This window comes from Flagellimonas lutimaris (assembly GCF_003581615.1).
Lineage (GTDB): Bacteria > Bacteroidota > Bacteroidia > Flavobacteriales > Flavobacteriaceae > Flagellimonas > Flagellimonas lutimaris.
The window spans coordinates 147,265-174,178 of record NZ_QXFH01000074.1 but is presented as its reverse complement, the minus strand read 5'-3'; the positions used below and the strand labels follow the sequence as shown (position 1 = coordinate 174,178).

Genomic DNA, 26,914 nt, shown 5'->3' with positions numbered 1-26,914 from the left:
GATGGGGACGGAACAGGCGACAATGCCGATGACGATGATGACAATGATGGTACTCCGGACACTGAGGATGCCTTCCCGAAGGATGCCTCCGAGGATACCGACACCGATGGTGACGGAACAGGCGACAGTGCCGACGACGACGACGATAACGATGGTACTCCGGATGATGAAGACGCTTTCCCATACGACCCGAATGAAGATTCCGATATTGATGGTGATGGTATTGGCGACAATTCCGATATGGACGACGACAATGACGGGGTTACCGATATCGATACGGATGGAGATGGTCTTGGCGACAACGTTGATAACGATGATGATAACGACGGCATACCAGATGATCAGGACGATTTCCCTAATGACGCTTCTGAGACCATCGATACAGATGGAGACGGAACTGGCGACAACGCAGATACGGATGACGATGGTGATGGCTATTCCGATGAAGTGGAATTGACCGAAGGAACCGATTCAACGGATGCATCCAGCACCCCGTTGGACACCGATGGCGATGGCATTCCAGATAGCATGGATGAGGATGATGACAATGATGGTGTTCCAGATGTGGATGATGCATTCCCAACAAGTGAAGAGCCTTCATTGGTCCCTGCACAGGCCTTTACACCAAACGGTGACGGCAACAACGATGCTTGGGTCATACCAGGAATAGACAACTACCCCAACAACGTGGTCAAAGTATACAACCGATGGGGCCACGAAGTGTTCGGAACAAGGTCCTACCGAAACAACTGGGAAGGTTTCTACAAAAATAGAAACGAAAAATTACCAGCTGGATCCTATATGTATATCATAAACCTTGGCGATGGAAGCGCACCGCTTCAAGGCTGGATATTCATCAACTATTAATGTCAACAAAAAACACAATACAATACAATACAGATGAAACTTATCAATAAAATACAGATACTCGTTATGTTCCTAGCACTTTCCTTCTCGGCAAGTGCCCAACAGGACCCCAACTACACCTTTTACCGTTATAACATGAACATTTACAACCCGGCATTTGCAGGAAGTTCAGAGGCTGCCGAATTCTCCTTGGGAATTCGCAGCCAATGGGCGGGAATCGAAGGTGCTCCAGAAAGTCAGAGTGCCATCTTCGGTATGCCAGTGGGCAGAAACGTGGGGCTCGGAGTCTCCATTCTAAACGATAAAACCTTTATTGAGCAACAAACATGGGTGGCCATTGATGTTTCTTACAACATTCAATTGGATGATGAGCACATGCTATATTTTGGGATTAAAGGAAGTGCCAACTCCTACGATGCCAATACCCAAGGTTTGGTGACTTATGGTGTGGGTCAAGATGGAGCCCTATTGGATTACGATAGCCGTTTTACACCCAATGTCGGTGCGGGGGTATTTCTTAAGCATGATAGGTACTTTGCATCCATATCAGCTCCCAAGTTATTGACCCCCGATCGCTTGCAAGAGCGTGATGGTAATGCCTATCTAGGTACAGACCGCATGCATGCTTACCTCAGTGGTGGCTATACTTTTCTTTTGGGAAAAACCTTGGATCTAAAGACCATGGGGATGTTGCGCTATGTAGATTCCTCGCCCGTATCTTTAGAGTTAACAGGTATTTTAGACTTTGGTGAACGTTTTGAGTTTGGTGCCAGTTATAGGTATGACGAAAGCCTCAGTGGACTGTTCCTCTTTAATATAAGTAACGGATTCAACTTGGGATATGCCTATGAAACATCCATTCAAAACCCGATTGATGGATTGGACAATAACACCCATGAGCTTTTTATGCGCTTGAAAATGTAGGCTCCTAATTTTAGTAATGAAATAAAAAGCCCCTTTTATTTAAGGGGCTTTTTTGTGATTATGAATTAATCATCGACAAAATTTTAAACTATTGAAAATCGTCGTTTTATCACTGCAGTCTTGAGGGTATTCCCGTTAAGAACACGGAAAACAAAAATCAACTTTTGAACACAAATGTTATGTGTTTTGTTATGATAAAAATAGTGAATATCGGTTCAATATAATTGAAAAAAATCTGTTTGTTTTAGAATGCAAGAAAACACCAGTCCATTAACCATGGATAATCAATCGATCTATTTAAAAGCACAGCTTGATTATTAAGAAAATTTGCTCCTAATGGTTAGATTACAGGAATATCCAATTATAGTAAAAGAAAGGTATCTAAGAAGCCTTTAATAAAGAGTTTTTTTCAAAAAGAACTTAGAAATACTAACAAAGTACTACCAGATACTTTTTAAGAACACCACATTAACAAATCTTTCAAAAATCAAAACATGGTGTTGCAAAGTATCGTCTATAGCTTATAAGTGGTGAAATTTTATCTTTAAGTCGTACCTTTTAGAATAATTTAGCTTCAAATTGAAAGCACAATTAAAAATATGACAGAGGAAAAACCAACCTTTAGAGCAAACAAAACAACAGGCTAACTTATTTAGCCCATCATAGATAAAATATATAATTATCTATTCCCCTTATTAATTATTCTAGAAATCAAATCGTCCTTATACTTATTCCCAATTGGTATTGTAAAATCATGTATTGCAATCCTATTCCCTTCGATTCTTTCAATTTTTGAAGTTGGGACCAAAAAAGATCTATGTACGCGATAAAAATTGAACGGCTCCAATTTTGTTTGCCAATTGGACAAACTATCAAGCACTAAGTAATTTTTCTTTGCTGTAATTACTTTTACATAATCTACCTCCGCTTTCACAAATAGAATGTCATCAATATTGAGATTGTGATAGACCTTATCTGAATAAATAAAAAGGCTTCTAACAGGTGCCAAATCAATTACCTTTTTAATACTTATAGTCCGATTTACAGCTTTTAAAAAACGTTCGTAGGAAAAAGGTTTTAGCAGATAATCTGAGACCTGACAATCAAATGCCTCAACAGCGTAATTTTGAAAAGCCGTTGTGATAATTACTTTTGGAGGGATATTCAAAGTTCTCAAATATGATAATCCATTAAGACCTGGAAGCTGAATATCCAGAAACATGACCTGCGTTTTAAGCATTAAATTTCGGGGAACATCCAAACCACTTTCAAATACACCAACGCATTCCAAAAATGGTGTTTTTTGAATATACCCGAGCAGCATGTCCTGTGCTTCCTTTTCATCCTCTATGATCAGGCACTTTGTCATAATGTTATGGTTAAATCCACGATGAAGGTATCCAAATTGTTTTGAATTCTAAGGTTATGCCGATTAGGGTACAATGTTTCCAATCTTCTTTTGGCATTCGAAATACCGATCCCACTACTTTGCCATTGATGGTCCATACCTTCTGTATTAAAATCACCAAAAGGGTTAGAACAATAAAAATTGAATTGTCCTTCTTTTAAAGAAACTTTTATAGTCATTTTATGACCCTTGCCTCGTAAAGAACTGGAATACTTAAATGCGTTCTCTATAAAGGGCATCATCAAAAGCGGTGCGATTGGCTTGCCACTGTCCTCTACATCAAAGGTCATAATGGCTTCCAACTTATCAGCCAACCTTGCCGATTGCAAGGAAACATAGTCCTTCATATAGTCAATTTCATTTTTAAGGGACACATAATCCTCTTGTTCGGCAAAGAGTATATACCTAAAATTGTCTGACAATTTCATGATCAAATCCGCCGTTCGATCATCCTTTTTCAATGCAATTGAATAAATGGCGTTCAACGTATTGAAGAGAAAATGGGGGTTAATTTGTGCCTTTAAACCTCTTAGCTCGGCCATTTTTTTCTCTCGATTGGCTACTTCCAACGCTCTTTGTTTTTTATAAATTTCCTTGATGGAAAAAAGGGCATAAGCAAACAAGAAAAGTAACCCATAGGTGGTAACGTAGCTAAAAATGTATATGAAAAATACTTCCTTATGAGTTCCGCCAAACAACCAATCATGTATCTTAAAATCCGCATATGCCAATAAACAAAATGACATCAATAGGATGGGTATTTGCAAAGAACCCCTCTTTGATGGTAAGAAAACCAAGTAGGAAATATAAAATACCGCCATTCCAAAGAAAAGGTCGTTCAACTGGCTGTATAGATTAAAAGGATAATTGTTGGGCCCTAGTGATTTTAAGATGGGAAATACGAAATAGATTGACCAAAATAACGCATGAACAACAGGTTCATTCTTTATCAACCGGATAAATATGCTACTCTGTTCTTTGCTTTTACCTATTTTCACAGTTTTACTCAATTGGGACCGTATTGTAGTTTCTTTTCTTTCTATTTCTGCTCTGCTTTTTATTCTCAAACAGCTTGTAATTAGCACTTATCAGAATATTCCTTGTCTGTAACTGAATATCCCAAGTTGTTTTTTGCATTAAATTGGATGTCCTGCTATAACGCTCCGAGATATTTTGATTGAAGATATCTACCGCCCTTAAATTTAAGGATAATCGATTATGCAATAATCTAGTTCTGATCGCCACATCAAATCTGCTCCTAGGTTGGATATAATTAAAGGGGTTCTGTTGTTTTGGATTATAAAAATAGGTAATGTCCAAAGTAATCTTTTTAGATAAATTCATGGTATTCTTCAGCTGAAATCTTGTGGCAAAGGTTCTGTCCCATGTTACCGACTCAGATTGGTCAATATTGGTAACATAATGGTTCAAACTAACACTGGTGTCCCAAAAAGGAAAGAACTTAAAATCAATAAAGGCCTCCAGACCGTAGGAATTAAAATCCCCTGAATTTTCATATCGAAAAACCTGTTGGTCCGCCGTGGATTGTTCCGTCCAAAGAATGACATCTTGTCTTTTTCTGTAAAATGTGGTCAATCCCCATCCCATATTATCCAACCTTTTTAGATAATTGAATTCAATATTATGACTGTATTCCGGTGTGATATTCGGGTTGAACTCCCAAACATATAATGGGTTAACTATCTGAAAAGCATTAATGTGATGGAAATTAGGTCTTGAAATACGCTTATTATACCCCATCGATAGACTTCCATTTGTGAGAGGATACGAAAGGTGTACTGAAGGAAAGATGTTCGAATAATCCCGGTTTACAAATAAGTTTGTTTCGGCATTGATAGATTCGGACTTAAATTGCTCCCAGCGTAAACCAGTCTGAAGTTGAAATTTTCCCAAACCCATTCTCAAAGAACTGTAAATACCCCATAAGGTTTCGCGGTAAGTAAAACGGTCTGGTATTGTTTCAGGTGCCTGCAATCTTTTACTATCAAGCTTTTGGGTATTTCTGCTAAAACCGGTTTCAAGGGATAGTTTGTCACTTATGGGCAGGTTGTGGTCCAAAGCCAAGGATTGCAAATCAAAATTTTCAGTCAATGACTGATCGTTCACCAAAATACCATCCTCAAAATCGGCCAAGGGGTAATCATTGTTACTGGAATTAAGGTTGTAGTCAAGTTCAATATAATGGTCATCCTTGTCAAAGTTCAATCTATAGTTGGCATTGAGTACATTGATAAAGTGGAAATGGTCACTTACACGCAAAAAATCAAAGTCATCCCTATCGGTAACTTCGGTATATAGCGATTTACTTAAATAATCATGGGAATCGTTAGTGTGATCAATGGTAATGGAAAACTCATGTCCATCCTTCAAGAAGACATCAAATCCACCACTTATTCTATAAATATCTCCGTCGAATATATTTGGTGTATAAATGGTTTCCCTATTTCCATTACTAAAATTTCGTTCTATAGTTTGGTCATTAATGGTCTTTAGATTGGACCTGGAGGCGTTAAGCCTAAAATTTAAAAAGGATAAATTATAATTTGCATCCATACCGAAAGAGTACCTATGTGTACCCGCTGTTGAATTTAAATTTAAGTTAAGTCCTCGGTCCAATTTTTCTTTGAGTATAATATTAATAAGACCGGAAAGGCCATCAGCTCTATATTTTGATGATGGGGCCGTAATGATCTCTACTCGATCAATCTGGGATGCAGGAATCTGCTGTAAAAGTTCTGTGGCCAATTGTGATGTCAATTTTCCATTCACCAAAATCCGTATATTATCACTGCCCCTAAGAGCAACAGTTCCATTGGCCAAATCCACCTGCACCTCTGGAATCTGGTCAAACGACTCCAAGGCATTTACACCGGCCTGTTGAAGGTCACTGCCAAGATTGATGATTTTTCGATCTAGTTTTTGTTGGGTAGTTGTCCGCTCTGTTTTTAGGACCACTTCATCAAGGTTTTCTACCTGAGGGGTTAGTCCAATAAGGAGCTTTGTGTTAACATCAATATCGCTTGACGGTATTTCGGCCACCATATATCCCAATGAACTTATTTCTAAATGGCTGAAAACTATCGGAATTATGATTTCAAACTCCCCATTGTCATTTGTCACTCTCCCCTCGATCAGTTCATCGCCATTGAAAATTACAACGGTAGCAAATGGTAAAGGTTCTTGACTCTGGGTGTCATAAACCATTCCTTTTAATCGTTGCTCTTGAGCTATTCCCAATTGACCGGCCGTAAAAAGCAGTAAAAGGAAAAATTGTTTTGGATTCATCTATACATCTTATTAAAATTCTGGTCAAAGATGAATTCTGATCCTAGCCTATTATATTTTTATCTGTGAATCTGGATTATTGCTCTGTGAACAAGACTGGGATAAGGTGAATATTGATTGGGAAAGGTATGAATTGAAGAGCCCTGCCTCCTAAAAATCAGATATGATGAACCCGCAGAATTAGTTATTATATATTTAAAAAAGGTTAAACTCGAAATCAGCAAAAGGTTTTAATTCAAACAAAATTGGAACAGTTATTCGATTAATGATTAATTTTCTACAGAGACAGGCCAATCGTAAAAAATAAATCAAAAGTGATATCTTATTGAAATAAGTGCCATTTAAATTAAGAATAAACGTGTTCACCTAGCACTTAAATATTCGTGTTGATGGTATGAGAACACTATTGTAAATATTTATTCGAATTAGCGAGCGAAACAAAGTTTCGTGCTGCAAGCGTCCCAAAACTTACCCTTAACTAATACTACTGAGCGAGGTCACTTTATCTATTGACTGGATATGTTATTCTCATAGTGCTTGGGAATCTAAAGGTCTGTTTGCTTCAAGTTTATATCGTTCCAGCCTCCCTTCTGTGATTTCAAGCTTCAGATAGCTTTTCCCAAAACTGCTCTTGACCACCTTGACCTTTTCAAGGATATCCTTTAAATCTGTTTGAAGTGAGGCTGCCTTTTCCTCCAAATGTTCATACTTGATTCGAGGAACCATTACCTCACCTTCGTATTTTGGATATGGCTTTGGGGGATTCTTTTCTATCATATCCTCAAGAAAATCATCCTCTTCTTCTTCATTGTCCAATTCTTGGTTGAACAAAGCCTGCATCATACCAATGGTGGGAAGTGTCTGGTTCTTTTCAATGTCCCTGATAATGGCAATGACAGCATCCGTCCGTTTTCTGTTCTTTATGATTTCCTGACCAATACTCTTCTCAAATCTTTCAGATGGCAAAAACCCATGCCACTCAAAAAAATCTATGACCAAATCCAAGGTATGGGAATAACTCTTACCCACTTTTTTTGAAAAAACCTTAAATCTTGACAATGTCTTTTTTTTTATCCGTACTGCTCTAAAATCATCCATATTTACATGTTTTAAGACTACAATTGTTACAATTCTGTTCAAGGTTTAAGGGTACTGGCAGCATTTTTGTTACAATCACTGCCGTAATTCCTAAAATCAGAAAATTCCAAAAACCTATATAATCTGGGCTTTTCCGAAGGAAAATAAATCCATAGCGCCGTGCTTGCGCGCTATCCTCTTGCTATTCCTTCGTCCCGCAAGCGGGACCGAATAAATACAGCATGATTGGAAATCAGCTGCCCTTTAATTTTATATTGATTCGTACGGACTTTTGGAAAGTCAAATCAAATATGTGCCGTACTAATAAGTGTTTAAAAACACATGATAAAATATTGTACTTTATCTATTGTTCGGGAATTCGTTAATCCAATGAAAACCTCTTTTCATAAGATAAAACTCATTCTTATCCTTTATCTTAAAATCTATCCTAATGCTATCTTTACCTTTGGTTCCATTAAAAACCAAAACACTGTCCCTTAACTCGTATTGGAAGTTAAATGTTGAAGATTCTTTGAATGGTTTTATTTGAATCGTGGTGTTGATGGTATCCACCACACTTTCAGCATAAAGAATATCGCCATTCATTTTGGTTATATTGGAACTGTACCTATCGACTATAAATCTTCGCCATCTATTTTCATCGGTCAACAACGGTTCAATTGTATCATTGTTCACAATAAAAGTTTCAACTTCGTAAATTCCGTATAGACTTGGCATCTTTGCTTTTCTCCCGTACTTCCATTGGTTACTATAATTATTTACAACCATTACCGAAGTGATGAAGAGAATGATAAAACCTTTCACAAGAAAACCGAGTTTTACATATCTCTTGTTTTTAAAGTACGGTTCTATTTTATCAGCGGGAACCGGCTTGTTCAAAACGAAAAAATTCAAAAGTCCCGTAATATCCTTTGATAGTATAATTATGGAAAGTAATACCAAATGAAATGAGAAGAGCTTTACAGGCACATCGTAACTCATGTTCAAAACAAAAACATTAAGCATTATTCCAAAGGCTAAAATTGCTCCAAGTCTAGTGGTCTTTCTGAAAAAAAGAAGTACGCCTGCCATTACCTCCATTACACCAGTGAAAATGATATAGGGAACAGAATACCCCATAAACTTCCATAGTAAACCCATTGGAGAAATTTCACCAAATGGTCTTAACATATCGGTAAGACCAGGTTCCCAAAATTGATTAGGAAACACTTTGGCAAGACCATAGGTCAACATTTTGAATGCCAAATAATAACGGATATAAACCGCGGTAAACTTCTTAATTTTTCCAAAGAAATTCTTTGCTCTATCAAGAATAAGCCAAATCGTCGCTACAATCGCCGAAATTGCTCCTTGCACAAGGAGTTTAAAAAAATGGTAGCTCGTATCCCCACTACCATTGACACGTGTAGCAATATCACCATGATAGCCAAAACCGTCCTTTACCAATAACAAAACTAACCACTGCCAAAATTTATCTACATAAGATGAAATGCTTTCTCCAACTTTGAACGGTAGCCATTCCAAAGGAAACGGAAAGATGTATAAAAAGAAATAGGTAATTAGAAATAGTGTTCCCCAAAAGGTAAAATTATCAAATATCCTCTTCATAGTTTTATGGTCATTGATGGCTAAACTGTTATTAAATTGGGGAAACTATCTTCTCAAATATAGTTATAACTAAACAATTAGTTTAAACATCATTACTGGAGATTACTATTAGCTTCCTGTAGAATCTTTTTGCACATTTTTTTCCATATGATAAATAAGGTTCTGCATATCCTCCCCTATCTTGTGTTCCAATACCCTTGCATAGATCTGGGTAGTAGACAGTTTGGTATGTCCAAGCATTTTGGAGACTGTTTCTATCGGGACTCCATTGGACAATGTTACCGTTGTGGCGAAGGTGTGTCTAGCAGTATGGAATGTCACTTTCTTGTAAATTTTACAAGCTTTGCAGATTTCCTTTAAGTAATAATTGACCTTTTGATTGCTATAAACAGGCAATAGGACTTTCGTTATCCTCCTTTCGGCCGAATCTTCATATTTCTTGATGATTTCCTTTGCCTGAGGAAGTAATGGGATTTTAAGTTTCTCGTCAGTCTTAATTCTTTTGGTAAACAACCAGTCATTTCCGTCTATTCCCTTGAGAACATGGTCTGGTGTCAATGCTTTGAGATCGATATAGGAAAGACCAGTATAGCACGAGAAAAGAAAAACATCCTTACATTTCTCAACCCCTTCCTTTTTAAAAGTAGTTTCTTCAATCAACCTCATTTCCCGTTTTGTCAAATATTCCCGTTCGGTTTTTTCAAAACGTAGTTTATAGTTTTCAAAAGGATCTTTTGCTATCCAATCCATCCGAACGGCCAACCTTGACATTTTCTTTAACCTTTCCATGTGCTTCATGGCCCCGTTATTGGTACACTTGGTTCGTGTAGATGGTCTGTACTTTCTAAGATATTGTTCAAAGTCGGATATAAAACGATAGTTCAACTTTTTGAGGTTTATATCCTCCATCCCATATTCTTCTTTTAAAAATAGGCCTACACATCTTTCTGTGATATGGTAGTTCTTTCTGGTTCCCGGACGTAAAGAAGTGTGCATGGTTCCATTGTGATAAGCAATTAATTGCTTCAATGTTTTTCCGCCCTCGTCCTCCCCAAAAAATCTTGCTTTGATAGATAGTGGAGTGATTACTTTTTCTTCCGCCATCATCAATCTATGGGCCTCATGTAGTCCTGTATAAATTTGGTCCAGGTACTTGTTCAGGGAAATCACATAACTGGAAAAACCCTTGCCCCTTTTACGGTTATTGTCCCATAAATTGGCCTTTATCTCCCGATTTATGCTAAAATCGGTGCGTTCACCATCGATGGTAATCCTACAGTAAACAATAAGATTCTCAGAATGAATCCTGTGTTTCCTAGTAAAGAAATTAATTGTTAAACGATTGTTTTTCTGCATGTTGCAACGTTTTAAACTGTTAATACTGCGAAAGTCAAAACACAAGCAAAATGCTTCAAGAAGTCATCTAAAATTACAACATAAAGTGTAATATTCTGCTCCCGATAAGAACACCCTTTATATGATTTTAGATGGTTTTAATTGATTTTAGATGATATACCCAAAAACACAAAACACTGAAAATCATAAGATTAACAGTGTTTTGATTTTACTTAAATAAGGTAAGTCGGGATGACTGGATTCGAACCAGCGACCACGCGCACCCCATGCGCGTACGCTACCAGACTGCGCCACATCCCGAAAAGGGAATGCAAAAATATAAATTTTGGCAACAATTAAACATAGACTGTATAAAACTTTTATTGTTTTTCAACTCTTTATTTATTCACATGCCATAAAGCTTATAATACTGACAAGCAGAATGCCCTCAAAATCACTTAAGTCACTAACGTACAGCACCGTTTCCATTCCTTTAGATGATTCCCGTCATTGTTTTAGCCAATGAAACTTCATAGTTTCCATATGCTATAAAAAGTTCTAAGTAAAGAACTATGTTCACAAAAGAAATAAACATTAATGTAAAAGATACTACTTTGGAAGGCAACCTTACCATACCAGCCAATCCAAAGGGTTTGGTCATTTTTTCCCATGGAAGTGGTAGCAGTCGATTTAGTCCAAGAAATAACTTTGTGGCCAATATTCTACAAACCAAGGGAATAGCCACTTTGCTTTTTGACCTATTGACCGAGCGAGAGGATAGCGTTTATCAAAACAGGTTTGATATCAATAAACTAACCAAACGGCTTATTGAGACCACCCAATGGATCTATCATCAAGATGATACTTTAAAATTACCCATAGGATATTTTGGAGCCAGTACAGGAGCCGCTTCTGCACTTAGGGCCGCAGCTTTTTTTGGAAACTCCATAAGTGCGGTTGTCTCTCGTGGGGGAAGGCCCGACCTTGCCCTTAATGAACTTGATGAGGTAAAAGCACCCACTCTATTACTTGTAGGCGGCCTTGATACCGAGGTAATTTGGCTCAATCAAAAAGCATATGAACAACTTGAATGTCAAAAGAAATTGGAAATTGTTCCCGGTGCAAGCCACTTGTTCGAGGAGCCGGGAAAACTTGAATCCGTTGCTTACTTGGCAGCTGAATGGTTTGATAAATGGTTCGAAAAAACACAAGAATATGTTTAAGGATAGAATAGATGCCGGCCTAAAATTGGCGGACAATTTACAGCAGTTCAAAGATGAGAATGTTGTGGTCCTTGCCATTCCAAGAGGTGGACTTCCTTTGGGGGCCATTGTTGCACAATCCCTCCATGCTCCATTGGATGTGGCTCTTTCCAAAAAAATAGGACATCCTTACAATAAGGAATATGCTATTGGAGCAGTAAGTTTGGACGATATAATTCTAAGTGATTTACCCCATATAGATAAAACATATATTTCTCGAGAAACCGAAATAATAAGACAAAAACTGAGAAAAAGGTTTGACCAATACTATCGAAACAGTTCTCCCTTGGATTTAATGGGAAAAACAGTAATCATTGTGGATGACGGCGTAGCCACCGGAAACACCATTAAAATAACAGCTCAAATGGTGAATAAAAAACGCCCTAAAAAAGTTATTGTGGCCATTCCTGTTGCTCCAACAAGAGCTATTGAAAATATGGTAGCGTCAAAGTATATCGATGAAGTAATTTGTTTGAAAACCCCTTATAACTTTCATGCAGTGGGTCAGTTTTATAATAAGTTCAATGAAGTTACCGACGAAGTGGCCATCCAATTATTGGAAAAAACACGCAAGGCCTACAAATCGTGAAACTCACTATGTCCTTTTTAACAAAATGGTTTTCTTACCAATCAAAACCCAAAAAATATGGTCCAAACAAAATTATGTTTGGACCATATCCTTTGAAAGCAAAAGTCCTAATCACCAACAATACCGAAAGTAACCTTGGCATTGACACGATATTCCGAAATCCTACTTTCCTTAACGCTAACCTGCATATCTTGAATGTATACAGATTTAATGTTCCTTACCGATTTTGATGCCTCATCAATAACATTTTGAATAGCATCTTCAAAACTCTCGGTCGAGTTACCTAAAATTTCAATAACTTTTAATACTGACATAGTAATGAATTTAAAAGTTCATTAAACGAACATCAACTACTATCTTCTAAAGAAAGTGACCTTTTTCATCCACTTTTACCCTTAATACCTTATCTCCATTTTCCAATTTCAATTTGTATTTTTTTGTAACGCCCTTTTTGTCATAATAATGTGTCACATAGGTATCCTTAGTGATGGTCCATTCAGGAAATCTGTCTAAAACAGCTGTTTTCACAGAACTTGGCAGGTTAATGTTTTTAAATCTTTCAGCAGTACGGATTATTTTTCCGTCCTTGTCATACGCAGCTAAAATCTTACCCTCTGGGATATAGAAATTAATGTTGTAAACGTCATAGTCATCTTGATAAAACTCTGAGCTCTTTACATCGAAAGCTGCTACTTTTCGTCTAAGCATTTCTACTGGTATGGAAGCTTCTTCCTGAGTATCAATGCTATTCAGATACTTGTAGTTTGTGGCATACACAACTACCTCTGATAATTCTTCTGTCTTAATGATTTGGGATTGCATTGGTACTATGAATCCCATCACAAAAAGAACCAATAATAGTTTTTTCATGATCTTAATGTTTTAAGTTAATAACCTTACGAAAGGAATTCTGGAGCTCCAATATTCACAAGCAACCTAATATACCATACTAATATCTGGTTTACAATGATTTAAATCAGTTAAAATACCTTTATCTAGCTTCTAGTTAGGGCTTTTGAATATAGGAGAGAGTAAAGTTGCTTTAATTTGAAGAATGTATTCAGAATTGGATTTAGGTATTGCCTATCGATATAATGTGAAGTGACCCACGAACTGCTGCTTTTCGTTATCGTTGGCATTTACCACATACCAATAATCACCAGTGGGCAAAGGCTTGCCTTCGTAGGTTCCGTCCCATTTTTTCACTTGGTCCAAACGAGCCACTACCCTACCATACCTATCGTAAATAATTACGTCGATAAAAGGAAAATACTCCCTGTTTTCAGGATACCAGTAATCGTTTAAGTTATCTCCATCCGGGGTGAAGAAATTCGGCATTTCTGGCATTCCTTCAAAATTAAAGGGCATTACCAAAGTGGCTTCGCAACCGTTTTGATCACGAACCATAATATTAATATTGGAGTCCACATTGACATTGAACGTGTTTACCTCACCATAGGATTCGCCTTGGAAAAAATATTCATATCCGCCAAATCCACCTGTAGCAACCGCTGTAACCTCATCAGGACCTGATTTTACAGCCTCTAATGTAAGAGGTTCATAAGCTTCGATTTCAAATTCCACGAAGGTTACACATCCGTTGGCATGATAAATATAAACGGTGTGCTCACCTGCTGGCAAGTCTCCAAATGTCCGCTGATTGGTAGCCATCTGAATATCATCCACATCCAAAGAGAACAACAAATCGGATAGTTGAGCGTCATCTTCGATATTTACTGTGGCAGTGCTATTGGGGAATATGCCTTCGCAACCATATTCCACCACAGGCTCAGCAACAATATCTATTCCTATGCCTATTTCTGCTATCACATTGGTTTGACAACCATTGGCATCCCTTACAAAAACAACATAGGTTTCACCTCCTTGAAGATTGTCGAAGAAAAGACTATCGTTTTGTGCAAAATCGGCATCGTCGGCTGAATTTACACTAGTGTAATATGGAGCTGTTCCACCTGTAACTTCTAGCATCATGCTTCCATCTGCGTCTCCCATACAGGTTTCTGGAGTGGTTTCCACTACTCCGGCCACCAACTCCATGGGTTGGGTAATTTCTACTGTTCTTGTTATGGTACAACCTAAATCATCTTGAATAATGATATCATATGTTCTAGGTGCCAAGTCGTTAAAGGTTTTTCTATTAGGGTTAACAGGATCGTCGCCTTCAAAAAATTCGCTCAAGGTATCAGAAATGGAATATCTGATCTGACCTGTTCCACCGCTCGCTTCAATAATAATTTGTCCGTTCATATCGCCGGCACAAACCACAGGGACGGCTTCCAGGTAATCCAATACCAATGGGTCTTTGGGTTCAATAATGATGGGGTCCGAAATAGCCTCGCATCCACCACTTTGAGCATACACATAATAGGTTCCAGGATTCAACTCTCTAAAAATGCCAGAACTCTGTGCAGGACGAACAATTGTTGCTGCAGATGGCGGCAAAATATTTGAATTAACCAAGGTGTACACATAGTTACCAATTCCTCCAAAAGCTTCAGATCGTATAATCCCTGTTGCCTCTCCGGCACAGTTTATTGTTGCGTTGGTCAAATCCAAGGCAATCACCAAAGGTGCCGCGGGATCGAGGGAAATCTGATTGGATTTTTCAAAAGGACATCCATTGGAATTCTGCACATCGTATTGGAAAGGTCCCGGGTCTATGGTGATATCTTCCGCAATTTCAACGCTGGTCATACCGGCTCCAAAAGGCATAAATGGATCGGTAGTTCCCGACCTACGGTAGAAATAATCCACTCCTGGCTCCGGATTGGTCACTGTAAGTTCCATTCTACCCAAATCCCCGCAACCTGGTGGCTGCAGCTCAACCAATTCGGCCACTACAATTTCTGGATCCTGAACCGCAATAGGAATAGTGGTGAAACTACAGTTCCAACCGTCAAAAATAGTAATGGTATATTCTCCTGCAGATAAATTCGCAAAAGTTGCTGTAGTTTGAAGACCACTATTGGTACCGTCCGTAATTCTATTTAATTGATACAAGTAGTTTCCTGCACCTTGTCCGCCAGCTACATTGTAGGCTTCAATTATTGCGTTGTTATCGTTATTACAGGCCAATGGACTCACTACTTGAATGTCTGCTGTTATTGGTACAGGCAATGGCAGATTTATATCCATAGTGGATTCGCATCCGCGCAAATCCCTAACATTGATGGTATAGGTATCTGTTGATAAATTTTCAAAAACAGGATTGGTATTCGGGTAATCGACCAAAATGGTACCATCTGAAGCTACCAATTGATACTCATAGATCCCCCATCCCCCATCACCAGAAGCTGTAATTTCACCAAAACCAGGTACGTTACAGGTAACGGGTGATGTTTGGATCGCACCTACCGTTAAAGCCCTATCAGGTGAGCGAACCGTTGTAACGTTACTAACGGCATCACAATACGGAGAATCCAATGCTTCAATACGTACCACTAAGTTTCCTGCAGGTACATTTTGAATAATCTCGGGGGTGTTTATCGGTGCGGTGGTATCAAAAGTTCCGGTTACACCTGTTGATGTTTCCACCCCGGCATTATCTCGTGTAAATACTTCATAATTATATACTCCACTATAATTATTGATTTCCAAACTTATTGAACCATCACTTCCATTAAAACAGGTTACGGGATCCACCTCGGCAATAACTGCTTCTATATTATTGTATTCCGGCACATTGATGGTGGTAGTTAAATAGGTACAACCTCCACTGCCCACATCGGTAACGGCAAAAATATAATCCCCGGGTGTTGCTATATTCCAAGTAACTCGATCACTCCCACCTGAGCTACGGGCCGGTTCGGAGCCCAAAGGCAGAATTTCCACCTCATAATTTCCGGGTCCTTCGTTTACAATAACATCAATTGAACCTGGACTTACTCCCATTCCTGAAGCATCACATGTAATTTGGTTTACATTGTAACTAAAGGTAATGTCCGTTGGCGTATTGATGGTTACGGTGGACGTCTCCTCACAGCCATTTTGGTCCCTTGCCGTCAGAACAATGGTTTGGTCCGTTCCATTATCAATCACCTCAAAGGTATTGCTGGTCTGGAAATTGGTACCGTCAAATTGAGGGGTGCCATCATTCATACTATAAGTATATGAACCTGATCCTGTTGGAGTTCCTGTTCCATCACCGTTATCATCGGTATAAATTGTAATGGTCGCTGTACTGAATTGATTACTTGATGGATTACAACTAAAATCGGTATTGATTGCATTTACCATCAATTCGCTTGGTTCATCTATGATGATGTCCCCTGAACGGTCGGTACAACCTCTATCGGAAACTGCCTCAACTTGATAGGTATCTGGTAGCAAATCATCAAACACTGGAGACCCTTGTGGCCCTGCAATAACATTTGAAGTTGAACCTTGATACAATACATAGTTAATAGGCGTATCCGTATCACTTCCTGGTTGAAGCTCTATGGAAATAGTTCCGTTATCAGCCCCAAAACAGGTTACATCACTGCTTGGCGTAGCCGTAATAACTGGCGTATTTACTGTCGAAACATTTACAATGGCTTCATCAGAACACAAAGGGGCAGTGTTGGAATCTAAATCGGTTACCAAAATGTTGTAGTCCCCTGGCAATACATTAACGAAAACATTAGTGAATTGAGCAGGGCCCATATTGGCCAATGTACCTGCATCTCTCAATTGGTATTCAAAATTACCACTACCTCCAGTCGTGTTCACCGTAATCTCTCCATCTCCTGCATTACAGGTTGGATAAGACGTAGCATCTGCACTGATGGCGAAGAAATCAAAAACTTCTGCTGTTACCGTATTGGTGCATCCATTGCCATCTCTAACGGTGATAACGTAGCTTCCCGGGTTGGGCACGATAAAAGTAGTTCCTGTTTGAAAACCACTTCCAATATCGTACTGGAAAGTTTCTTCTGGCAATCCAGAACCAGTTGATAATGGTGAAACAATATCAATTTGATAGCCACTTGTTGCGGTACATTGGTTTACTACATCAATTACTGGATTTGGAACCCCTGCCTCTTGTGTGACGGTAAGTGTTGTTAAGGCCGCACATCCATTGGCATCTTGCACATAAAAATCATAGTCGGCCGGATATGGTCCTACTATCTCAAACGTAGTTTCGGATGTAAATGTTGACGGTGCTGGGTTTCCTGTTGGCACATAGGCGTAGTTATACGGACCTGTGCTACCAAAACCTCTTACAGTCACCAAAGCGCCCACATTACAGGTAGCTTCCACAAAATTATCGATGGCAATGGAAACTGAACTGATATCTATAAAAGCTAGAGAACTCCCACTACATCCGTTGGTGTCGTCGGTAACAATAATTTGGTAGTTCCCTGGTGCCAATCCTGTAAATGTTCCATTATAAGGAATGGTTTCACCTGTAAATGATGTTGGCCCGGAAACCGTTGCACCAGTATCTGTGTTTTGTAATGTTAGAGTGAAATCACCCGGCGCTGATATACCCGAAACTTCATAATCGATAGCACCACTGCCTGCCACGTTACATGAGGCTGCCAAGGACGTTGCTGCTACGGCTACGGGATTAATGGGGCCAATTGGGTCAATCTCTTCGATATAGGTACAGCCATTAGCATCCCTTACCTCAACAAAATAGGTTACTCCAGGAACTACTTGACCCGTGAAATCGTAAGTATCCCCTCCAGATGTAGCAGGATTAAAAGTTGGCTCTCCCACCAATCTAAATTCATATGGCGCTGTTCCTCCTGTTGCTTGAACTCGATATGGAAATGAGGTATCTGAACAAATGGCCGGGTCTGCGTCCAAAGGAATCAAATCCAACTGGTTTTGATCAATGACCACTTGGTCGCGGTCTTCACAGCCCTGTGCATCCGTAGTAATCACCGTATAGTTTCCTAAAGGTAAGTTGGGGAAGTTTACCGTAGTACTTGCAGTCCCCGTAGATGATGCTATCACACCTCCAAATTCATCCACCAAAACGTAATCAAATGGCGCAACGCCATTGTTTATAGTTGCAGAGATAGAACCGTTTACTGAACCTATGGAACAAACGGCATCCGTGGGTGTTGCTATGGCATCCAAGGGAGAGCTTGCTCCTATGGTGACAGAATATGCTGGGCTCACGCACCCTCTACTATCTCGAATAATAAATCCACCATGGGTTCCTGGACCGTATCCAGAAAATATATTTTGTGTACTAAAGGTCGCTCCATTATCATTACTGAATTCATACGGAGGGATACCTTGCGTGGTATCTGGAATCAACTCCACAACTCCACTTAGATTATCCCCGCATTGCGTGTCTGTTGGCACCGCGGTACCTGCAATGGTCTCTGGTGGGGAAATGGTTACTGTATTGGTTTCCGTAGTACATCCATTTGCATCGGTAATCATGAACTGGTAGGTGGTGTCTGAAATTATGGAACCATCATTTGGTATACTATATACAAAGGAGTTTCCTGTTATATTGTTGTTATTTGAAGTATATGGAGTGCCATTGATGCTCACTTCATAAATATCATAATCTCCTGAAGAAGTGTATCCATTGCTAATATTTACCTGAATCTGACCGGGAGGGCCTGCACAGTCCAACTCTTGAATCGTGGTTGCATTGGCAATAACCTGAGGCTCTATGGTCGCTGTTACGGTATCTCTACAATCATTGGAATCTATTACTTCAATAGTATAGGTTCCTGGGGTAAGTCCGGTAAAGCTATTACTGGCCCCCAATGCTCCCCCATTGATTCTATACTGATAGGGTGCCAAACCACCAGAAGCGTTTACAGCTACGGTCGCCGCGGTAAAGTTATCGTAGCAAAAATCTGATGCTCCGTTATCCAAGGTCAAGGTTGGCGCATCTAAACGAGTTAATGTAAAACTATCGGTTAAGGTACATCCGTTGGCATCGGTCACACTTACTTGATAAGATCCATCTTGGGATAGGTTGGAGAATGTGCTACCGTTCTTTGGGCCTCTTGTAGAACCATCAGGCTGGGTCAGGGTATATCGGTTACCTCCCCAACCACCAACAGTATTGATACGAACAGCTCCTATGTTTCCATTTTGACAGCTCATATCGGTCACATCCAAACCGGAAATCGCAAAGGCCGTTGAAGGTTCTTCAATCACCAAAATTGATGTATCCGAACAGTTGGTTTCTTCATCGGTCACGGAAATCACATAGCTTCCAGCGGACAATCCTGTAAAAGGAATAATACTGCTACTTTGCCCAGCAGAAACAGGACCTCCGTCGATACTATAGCTATAGGTCGTATTGAATCCATCCACCAAAAATCGCCCTTCTCCATCAGAATCACCCGCACAAGTAACCACTCGGGTTTGCTGTGCCTGTACTCCAATGGAACTGATATCGGTGATGGCATAATTTTCATCGTATGAACAACCTTCATTATCCGTCACCCTAAAAGTGTAGGTTCCCAATCCCAAACCGGTAAATGTGCTATTGCTTCCATTGTTCACAGCGCTAGCGGCCGGAGCTATAATTTCATAGGTATAGGTTCCAGAGCCTCCCGTGACGGTCAAATCCAAAGAAGCGGTGGTAGTAATACAATCCAGACTGGAAATACTAAAGTCCAAATCCGTTGGTTTGTTCAAAGTATTAAATACGATATCTGGAAGTGCCTGCACACATCCATTGGCATCACGAATCATAGGAGTGTAGGTTCCAACTCCCAAACTTGGAAATACGGGATTTGTGCTAAAGCCAGCTCCCACGCTGTACTCGTATGGTGCAGTTCCTCCAGCAACTCCTGATATTGTGATTTGTCCTCCGTTTTCATCTAAGCAGGTGGGCACACTATCGGGCGAAGCAGTAGCCATTATCGTAGATGGTGTACCGATTGTTGCTGTTTGAGGTGTGGTTTCACAAGTAAATGAATCCTGCTCGTAGCGCAATACAACATCGTAATTTCCTGGGGCCAAATTGGAAAATACATTGCTTATTTGAAAAGTTGCACCATTATCAACACTGTAAAGAATTTCGTATCCATATCCACTAGTTACATTTATCGTAATCCTACCGTCGTTGGCTCCCCCACAATTGGCATCTTCCTCAGTAAAATTGAATACGGGTGGCGGAATATTTTCCACAGCTACCGCCGCAGTGCGTTGACATCCGTTGGCGTCCTCTACTAAAATGTTATAGGTTCCCGCAGTAGATACGGAAAAAGTAGCGCTATTTGAGTACGTTGAACCAAATGGACCTCCATCCACACTAAAACGATAAGGCGCAGTTCCTCCACTGGTAGTTACATTAACATCTACGGAAGTGGCACCACAACCAAAACTATCCGAAGCGGTTGAGGAAACCGCTAACGGGCTTATCCCTCCTCCGATTACAATAGGGTCGCCATCAATATCGGTTGTAATGGTTTCTGAACAACTATTGGTTTCTACCCGAATACTATACGTTCCGGGGCTTACGTTGGCAAAGGTATAGTTATCCGCTCCGTTGGGTCCAAAAGTATCAACAGTCACCCCGTTTTTCACCAGTCTATAGGTGTAAAAACTAGGAACACCCGATACTTGAACATCTATACTTCCCAACTCCCCACTGCACAAAATATCATTTGCGGTGACATCTACATTGATGTCCAAGTCATCAATGGTGACTAAATTGGATGGGAATACACAGGCTGTGGCGGAAACATTCTTCAATCTCACATAAACCCTGTAATCCCCCGGGGCCGTAATATCAAAAAATGGATCATCTTGGTAAGGTCCTGCAGAACTGTTCAAACTATACTCATATCCTGCAGGCACATTGGTTACCTCAACCCTGCCCGGATTACCGCAAATAATATCGTCTTTGATTAATTGTGGATCTAATGGGTTAAGCGTTGCTTTGAAATAATAATACTGACCTGAATCAACACGAACTCTAAACTCTCCTGATGAGGACAAATTAAAAGTTGAATTGGTTCCAACGGTATTCCATGTACAGGCATTATTTATAGTAGGACAATCGTCCACTACGGTCGGCGCACAAGAGTTTGGGTCTAGCTGTTGCCACTGATAAGAACTTCCGGACTGACTTAGGGTAAGTGTTCTAATATCGCTTGTACCGCACAAAAAGAACTTGGCCAAAGTACTTCCATCATTTGGGCATACCACTTGCTCGTTCGCCCCATTTATTATGGTAGCAAACATAGCGGTTGTTGCAAACAGTTCGTTTTCTTCGGACGATACAACCTCTAGAGTTGCATCTGGAGTTTCTTTTTGGGTCTCGGACTCTGTTTTACTGGATACTATACCTGTAAGTATCTCAGCAACATGAGTTTTTGCCAATACCGTGGAACCGAAGATTGATATGAACACCAACAACACGGCATATAGCAGATGCCTTGTTTTTTGTGGGAGCATAGGTTAAGTCTTGTTTGAAGAATACTCAGATTTGGGACCTCAATATTCTAAATAGTAATTTTCTGTTCTTATAAAATTCTGCTTATATTCATTACACCCAGCAACTAAAAAGATGCCGTTCATCTATAAAATCTATTATTTCAACGTAAAATTATGCAAAAAAGTCTCTTATTACCATATTTTTTCGTTGTACTGCTTAGTACATCTTGTGCCCAAAAGTCTGATAAAGGCATAAATCTTCCCGAAACCTTTGATTTTACTGAGGAACTCGTAGTTGGCAATATTCAAAACCCTTGGGGCTTCGTTTTCTTGCCTAACAATGCAATTTTAATCTCTGAAAAGTCTGGTAAACTGTTACTTAGCACATCGGGAAGCACAATAGAAGTTGAAAATTCTCCAAAAGTTTACAACAGAGGACAGGGTGGTTTATTGGATATTGAACTACACCCCGATTATGAAAACAATGGTTGGATATACTTGTCTTATGCTTCCACTGAAGGTGAAGGAAAAGGAGGCAATACAGCTGTAATGAGAGCCAAATTATCAGATAACAAACTTGTGGACAAACAAATTTTATATAAGGCCTCTCCCAACTCCACGCGAGGACAACATTTTGGATCCAGATTAGAATTTGATGAAGACGGGCACTTATTTTTTTCCATTGGTGAAAGAGGAAATAGAGATGTGAATCCACAGGATATAACCCGTGACGGTGGAAAAATATATCGTTTAAATGATGATGGCAGCATTCCCAAAGACAATCCGTTTGTTGATGAATCTGGTGCAAAGAAAGCCATTTACAGCTATGGACACCGGAATCCGCAGGGTCTTGCCCTTCATCCAGAAACAAAAGTCTTATGGGAACACGAACATGGCCCCAGAGGTGGAGATGAAATCAATATCATTAAAAAAGGAAAAAACTATGGTTGGCCAATAATCACTTACGGCATTAATTACAGTGGTACAGAAATTACCGATGAAACCTCAAGACCTGGAATGGAACAGCCACTTTATCAGTGGACACCATCCATTGCACCATCAGGGATGACATTTGTTACTTCCAATAAATATCCAAAATGGAAAGGGAATTTATTGGTTGGCTCACTAGCTTTTCAATACTTGGAACGATTAGAGTTAAATGACAATAAAGTAGTCTACCGCGAAAAATTACTGGATGGTATGGGGCGTGTTCGGAATGTACGCCAAGGCCCCGATGGATTTATTTATGTTGGAATTGAAGGCAAAGGCATTTACCGTTTGGTTCCTAAGTAAGTTGATTTATTTTAAAGCATCAATAGCCAACTTCACCGAACCATACTTTTTAAGTGCTTTTTCCGCATCATCATAATTCAATTCCAATTCCTCCATAATATAGCGGGTTCCCCTGTCCACCAACTTGGTATTGCTCAACTGCATATTTACCATTTTGTTGCCTTTGACCCTGCCTACTCGAATCATCAAAGCGGTGGAAATCATGTTAAGCACCAATTTTTGACTAGTTCCACTTTTCATTCGGGTACTTCCGGTTAAAAACTCTGGCCCCACATTAACTTCAATTGGAATATCGGTGGATTGGGCCAATGGAGAACCAGGATTATTGGTAATCCCCACTGTCAAAATCCCATTGGTCCTTGCGTCTGCAATACCTCCCAAAACATACGGAGTGGTGCCTGAAGCAGCGATGCCCACCAAAACATCATTATCATTAATATTATATTCCTGAAGATCTTTCCAAGCTTGTTCGGTATCGTCTTCTGCAAACTCTACAGCTTTTCTTATAGCATGGTCTCCACCAGCTATGAGTCCGATTACCCTATCATAAGGCATTCCAAAAGTTGGTGGTATCTCGGAGGCATCCAATATACCCAATCTACCACTGGTACCGGCACCTATATAAAATAATCTACCTCCTTTTTCAAAACGTGTGGTGGTTTCATCCACCACTTTGGCAACCTGGGGCAACACCAATTCGACAGCATCAGCTATTTTTTTATCTTCATTATTGATGTTAGCCACAATCTCCAAAGTATCCATTTCATCCAATCGATCATAGTTGGATGGTTCCTCAGTAATCTTAATGTGCTTTTCTACCACAACTTTATAGTATTTGTATGTTTAAATTTTTGAATGCATTAAGTTTTGAGTCCCAGGGTTCCAACTCTGTTATCATGGTATTAATCACATTCAAATCGCAAGTTTTAAAGCGATGCTGGGAATTTAACTTCTCCGAAATACATAAAAGTACAGCTTTCTTAGAAGCATTGATAACAGCCTTTTTCGTCTGAACCACATCCCAATCAAATTCTGTTAATCCAAATTCTGTATCTACATAACCGGTCCCAATAAAACTATAATCTACTTTAATTTGCGACAATGCATGAATTGTACTGGAACCCATAGCTATTTGTGAACCCTTCGAAAGTGTACCGCCAATAAATATTGTTTCAACATTAGGTTTACGAAGCAGTTCTATAGCTACCGGTAAGCTCAAGGTAAAACAAGTAAGCTTTAGATTTACAGGTAATAATCTTGCCAACTCGAGACAGGTCGTTCCTCCATCAATTAAAATGACACTATTATTTTTAAGAAGGCCCATCGCCTTTTTAGCAATAGCTATTTTCTTGTCTTGTGCATAAACATTACTCTGTTGAGGGCTGTGATTGGCAAACCCTAAAGAAACTGCACCCCCATGAACCTTGACCAATAAATTCTCCGCATCAAGTTCTTTAACGTCTCGCCGCACCGTATCTATGGATACATCAAGTTTCTCCGCCAAATCTGTCAGCAGTACCCTATTGTGCAACTCCACCTCATTAAGTATGGAGTGCTGTCTTTCTTCTTTTAGCATCTAAGCATCCTTTTTTATCAAAATCAAAAGTAGAAAACTATTGCAGAAAAAAATATTTACTATAAAAACAATGGTAATATTCTCGAAATCCCGCAAACAAATGCAAATATATTGCAATATTTTGCTATTTTATGCTTTTTTAAATTATATTTGCACTGTAAAACTTGTTAAACCCGACAAAAACATGCAGGAGTTAGCCAACAATCTATTAAAAAAAGAACCTCTGGATTCCGAAACCGTGAAGTTTGAAAAAATTAATACCCATATTTACCAAGATTCACAAAGTGCATCGTGGTATGTAGCAAATGAAATAGCCAGTCTCATCAAACAAAAGCAAGAGCAGGGTCAAAATGCCGTTCTCGGATTGGCTACAGGGTCCACTCCTACCAAGGTTTACGACTATTTAGTTCAGTTTTATAAAGAAGGTAGGCTAAGCTTTAAAAATGTAGTGACTTTCAATTTGGACGAATACTTCCCAATGGATCCAGATTCCATTCATAGTTATGTCCGTTTTATGAATGAACATTTGTTTGACCATATCGATATAGAACCTCATAATGTACACATCCCAAATGGGAACTTGCCCAAGGAAGAAATCAGGAAATATTGCTTGGATTATGAGGAAAAAATAAAAAATGTCGGAGGCATAGACATCCAGATTCTCGGAATCGGTAGAACTGGGCATATCGGGTTCAACGAACCTGGCTCCTCACTTCATAGCAAGACCAGATTGGTTCGTTTAGATCGTGTTACACGCCTTGATGCGGCAAGTGATTTTTTCGGTGAAGAAAATGTTCCAAGAAGAGCAGTTACTATGGGCGTCGGCACCATTATGGACGCCAAGAGAATTATTATAATGGCTTGGGGAGAAGGAAAAGCCCCTATTGTACAGCAAGCTGTAGAAGGTGAAATAAAAGAATCTGTTCCTGCAACATTTTTACAGCATCATAAAAAATGTGATTTTGTTCTTGACGGAGCTGCATCATCCTTCCTAACAAGAATAAAGACTCCATGGTTGGTAACCGAATGCGATTGGGACGAGAAACTCATCAAAACTGCATCGATTTGGCTATCCGAAAAGCTCGGAAAGGCCATATTAAAGTTGACCAACGAAGATTATAATGAATATGGTATGGGTAGCCTGATTGCCGAAGTGGGTTCCGCAGAGCAAATCAACCTTTCCGTATTTAATCAATTGCAACGAACAATCACCGGATGGCCCGGAGGCAAACCCAATGCCGATGATAGTCAAAGACCCGAAAGAGCACAACCCCACCCAAAAACATCTTTGATTTTTAGCCCCCACCCCGATGATGATGTGATTTCGATGGGAGGCACCTTGTTGCGACTCGTAGACCAAGGACATAATGTTCACGTAGCGTATCAAACTTCAGGTAATATTGCAGTTTTTGACGATGAAGTAATACGATTCCTAGATTTTGCTACGGACGTGCAAAAAGACAACAAGGAACTCAAAAAGAAATTCAAAGAGGTCCGTGAATTTTTGGCCAACAAAAAGCCAGGAGAATTGGACAGCCCCGAAGTACAGGATTTTAAAGGATTAATAAGAAAAGGAGAAGCCTTGGCCGCTTGTCGCTATTGTGGTGTAAATGAAGAAAATGCACACTTTCAAAACTTGCCATTTTATGAAACAGGTGCCGTTAGAAAGAAACCGCTTTCCGATGAAGATGTTCAAATAACCTACGATTTGCTGAACAAACTAAAGCCACATCAAATTTTTGCTGCAGGAGATCTTTCTGACCCACATGGTACACACAGAGTTTGCCTGGAAGTAATCTTAAAAGCCATAGAGCGCTTATTGGACGAAGGTTCCGATTGGATTCGAAATTGTTACGTATGGTTATACCGCGGAGCTTGGCAGGAATGGGATATTGCAGATATGGAAATGGCCGTGCCGATTGGCCCAAAAGATATGAACAGAAAAATCAATGCCATATTTAAACATCAATCCCAAAAGGATAGTGCTATGTTCCCTGGAAACGACGAACGGGAGTTTTGGCAACGTGCAGAACAAAGAAATAAAGATACAGCCAATAGATATAATGCGCTTGGAATGGCAGAATACGAAGCCATGGAAGGTTTTGTCCGATACCATTTCTAAAAACACAACATTTCATTTTAAGTTGTTAGTTGTTTAATTTAATCTTGTAAAAAGGCCTACATTTAGTGCATACGTAGGCCTTTTTTACTTTCATGTGCGACCACTAAAGCGCCATGCAAACCTTGGTCATTGACTAAAGTGAAAAATACCAGATTAG

At 39.5% G+C, this 26,914-nt stretch carries 17 protein-coding genes and 1 tRNA gene; 6 read left to right on the top strand and 12 right to left on the bottom strand.

Annotated elements, in window-relative coordinates:
* Positions 1-867 (top strand): T9SS type B sorting domain-containing protein (locus D2V08_RS12800; protein ID WP_147374113.1); only part of this gene is annotated, 867 nt, incomplete at its 5' end.
* 33 nt (positions 868-900) lie between these two features.
* Positions 901-1,791 carry a PorP/SprF family type IX secretion system membrane protein gene (locus tag D2V08_RS12795; RefSeq protein WP_119608551.1) on the top strand — a complete coding sequence of 297 codons (891 nt, stop codon included), beginning with the start codon at positions 901-903 and terminating at the stop codon, positions 1,789-1,791.
* 679 nt (positions 1,792-2,470) lie between these two features.
* Here the strand turns inward: D2V08_RS12795 and D2V08_RS12790 are convergent.
* The 7 genes from D2V08_RS12790 to D2V08_RS12760 all read right to left on the bottom strand — a co-directional run bounded on the left by D2V08_RS12790 (position 2,471) and on the right by D2V08_RS12760 (position 10,867).
* On the bottom strand, positions 2,471-3,160 hold the full coding sequence (locus D2V08_RS12790) for a LytR/AlgR family response regulator transcription factor (protein WP_119608550.1): 690 nt from the start codon (positions 3,158-3,160) through the stop codon (positions 2,471-2,473).
* Positions 3,157-4,197 (bottom strand): sensor histidine kinase, encoded by a 1,041-nt coding sequence (locus tag D2V08_RS12785; protein WP_147374111.1) that lies wholly within the window; start codon positions 4,195-4,197, stop codon positions 3,157-3,159. Before D2V08_RS12785 ends, D2V08_RS12790 begins: the two co-directional genes overlap by 4 nt.
* Positions 4,198-4,201: 4 nt before the next feature.
* The gene (locus D2V08_RS12780) at positions 4,202-6,505 is read right to left on the bottom strand and encodes a TonB-dependent receptor (RefSeq protein WP_119608548.1); all 2,304 of its coding nucleotides are present in this window, start codon (positions 6,503-6,505) and stop codon (positions 4,202-4,204) included.
* 528 nt (positions 6,506-7,033) lie between these two features.
* Complete coding sequence (locus D2V08_RS12775; protein WP_119608547.1) at positions 7,034-7,603, bottom strand: BfmA/BtgA family mobilization protein; 570 nt, start codon at positions 7,601-7,603, stop codon at positions 7,034-7,036.
* Between the two features lie 339 nt (positions 7,604-7,942).
* Positions 7,943-9,211 (bottom strand): DoxX family protein, encoded by a 1,269-nt coding sequence (locus D2V08_RS12770; RefSeq protein ID WP_119608546.1) that lies wholly within the window; start codon positions 9,209-9,211, stop codon positions 7,943-7,945.
* Between the two features lie 108 nt (positions 9,212-9,319).
* A complete protein-coding gene (locus D2V08_RS12765; RefSeq protein ID WP_119608545.1) occupies positions 9,320-10,567 on the bottom strand; it encodes a site-specific integrase in 1,248 nt (415 codons plus the stop codon).
* Positions 10,568-10,793: 226 nt separating this feature from the next.
* Positions 10,794-10,867 (bottom strand) — tRNA-Pro (locus D2V08_RS12760).
* Between the two features lie 251 nt (positions 10,868-11,118).
* Between D2V08_RS12760 and D2V08_RS12755 the strand changes: the two genes are divergently transcribed.
* Together D2V08_RS12755 and D2V08_RS12750 are read left to right on the top strand one after the other, a co-directional pair.
* Positions 11,119-11,769 (top strand): dienelactone hydrolase family protein, encoded by a 651-nt coding sequence (locus tag D2V08_RS12755; RefSeq protein ID WP_119608544.1) that lies wholly within the window; start codon positions 11,119-11,121, stop codon positions 11,767-11,769.
* Positions 11,762-12,397 (top strand): phosphoribosyltransferase, encoded by a 636-nt coding sequence (locus D2V08_RS12750; RefSeq protein ID WP_119608543.1) that lies wholly within the window; start codon positions 11,762-11,764, stop codon positions 12,395-12,397. The genes D2V08_RS12755 and D2V08_RS12750 overlap by 8 nt, the downstream gene beginning before the upstream one ends.
* A 107-nt stretch (positions 12,398-12,504) precedes the next feature.
* Here the strand turns inward: D2V08_RS12750 and D2V08_RS12745 are convergent, their stop codons facing one another.
* The 3 genes from D2V08_RS12745 to D2V08_RS12735 form a co-directional block, all read right to left on the bottom strand.
* Positions 12,505-12,711 carry a dodecin family protein gene (locus D2V08_RS12745; RefSeq protein WP_119608542.1) on the bottom strand — a complete coding sequence of 69 codons (207 nt, stop codon included), beginning with the start codon at positions 12,709-12,711 and terminating at the stop codon, positions 12,505-12,507.
* Positions 12,712-12,757: 46 nt separating this feature from the next.
* Positions 12,758-13,267 carry a nicotinate-nucleotide adenylyltransferase gene (locus D2V08_RS12740; protein WP_182835538.1) on the bottom strand — a complete coding sequence of 170 codons (510 nt, stop codon included), beginning with the start codon at positions 13,265-13,267 and terminating at the stop codon, positions 12,758-12,760.
* A 213-nt stretch (positions 13,268-13,480) separates the two neighbouring features.
* A complete protein-coding gene (locus D2V08_RS12735; RefSeq protein WP_119608541.1) occupies positions 13,481-21,787 on the bottom strand; it encodes a T9SS type B sorting domain-containing protein in 8,307 nt (2,768 codons plus the stop codon).
* A gap of 153 nt (positions 21,788-21,940) precedes the next feature.
* Here D2V08_RS12735 and D2V08_RS12730 point away from each other — a divergent pair, with 153 nt between their 5' ends.
* Positions 21,941-23,059 (top strand): PQQ-dependent sugar dehydrogenase, encoded by a 1,119-nt coding sequence (locus D2V08_RS12730; protein ID WP_119608540.1) that lies wholly within the window; start codon positions 21,941-21,943, stop codon positions 23,057-23,059.
* A 6-nt stretch (positions 23,060-23,065) separates the two neighbouring features.
* On the opposite strand, the gene murQ is transcribed toward D2V08_RS12730, so the two are convergent.
* Entirely contained in the window at positions 23,066-23,881 is an 816-nt protein-coding gene (gene murQ, locus D2V08_RS12725; RefSeq protein WP_119608539.1) for an N-acetylmuramic acid 6-phosphate etherase, read from the bottom strand.
* A 4-nt stretch (positions 23,882-23,885) separates the two neighbouring features.
* Entirely contained in the window at positions 23,886-24,635 is a 750-nt protein-coding gene (locus D2V08_RS12720) for a DeoR/GlpR family DNA-binding transcription regulator (RefSeq protein ID WP_119608538.1), read from the bottom strand.
* 184 nt (positions 24,636-24,819) lie between these two features.
* Between D2V08_RS12720 and nagB the strand changes: the two genes are divergently transcribed.
* Positions 24,820-26,757, top strand: a complete 1,938-nt coding sequence (gene nagB / locus D2V08_RS12715; protein WP_119608557.1) for a glucosamine-6-phosphate deaminase — start codon at positions 24,820-24,822, stop codon at positions 26,755-26,757.
* Positions 26,758-26,914 lie beyond the last annotated feature (157 nt).